This window comes from Pseudomonas sp. P5_A12 (assembly GCF_056400685.1).
Map to the genome: position 1 here is coordinate 1 of NZ_JBFUKU010000604.1, position 853 is coordinate 853.

General features: G+C 56.3%; 1 protein-coding gene and 1 pseudogene. One reads left to right on the forward strand and one right to left on the reverse strand.

Translation table 11 applies throughout. The features are described from left to right. A pseudogene (locus tag AC1DSG_RS31425) lies at positions 1-254 on the reverse strand (hypothetical protein); the annotation flags it as partial. 166 nt (positions 255-420) lie between these two features. On the opposite strand from AC1DSG_RS31425, the gene AC1DSG_RS31430 reads away from it, so the two are divergent. Further along, positions 421-853, forward strand: a 433-nt coding sequence (locus AC1DSG_RS31430; RefSeq protein ID WP_477794332.1) for an AI-2E family transporter, incomplete at its 3' end; no start/stop codon positions are given.

Below are 853 nucleotides of genomic sequence, written 5' to 3' on the forward strand. Positions count from 1 at the left end.
TTGTGAGGCGCAATGTTCACCACCACATAAAAGTTGTGAGGCGCAATGTTCACCACCACATAAAAGCGTTTGCCCTGGGCCTGGGCCTCCTGGATCCCAAGGGCCAGGTTGGCGTGATCGAATTCGTTATTGCGCACCCGCAAGCTGTAGCGTGGCTGGCCGGCGTACACCGCATCGGCGCCGTAAGCGAAGGCATAACGCATGTTTTTCAAGGTGCCAGCGGGGGCGAGCAGTTCGGGGGCAAGGGGAGTCATGGCAATGTCAGTCGCAAAAGCCTGGAGCGTAATCGACTTGCCCATGGAGTTTATTGATCTGGATCCAGGCTTTGTGAACAAACCCATGGCACTCGCGCGAACCGTGGAGGACTAAGCATTAGGACCGCTCAACTTATAAGGCCCTGCGCACTGACACGGATCGGACATGAACGAAAAAACTGTACGGAACAAATCGCTGGTGATCTTGCTGGGGCTGGTCACTGCCGCGTTCATCTGGATCTTGCTGCCGTTTTACGGCGCGGTGTTCTGGGCGGTGATCCTCGGCATCCTCTTTGCGCCCATGCAGCGTCGACTGCAATTGAAGCTGGGCTGGGAGCGCAACCTGACTTCGTTGCTCACGCTGAGTATCTGCCTGGTGATTGCGATCCTGCCGGTGATCATCCTCGCCTTCTTCCTGGTTCAAGAGGGCGCGATACTGTACAAAAACATCGAAAGTGGTGAGTTGGACATTGCGGGGTATGTGTCGCACTTCAAACACAGCCTGCCGCCGTACTTTCAGCATTTGCTCGATCGGTCCGGGGTGGGTGAGCTGAGCGGGCTGCGGGAAAAAATCATCAAGAGTGCGGTGACGGGTAACG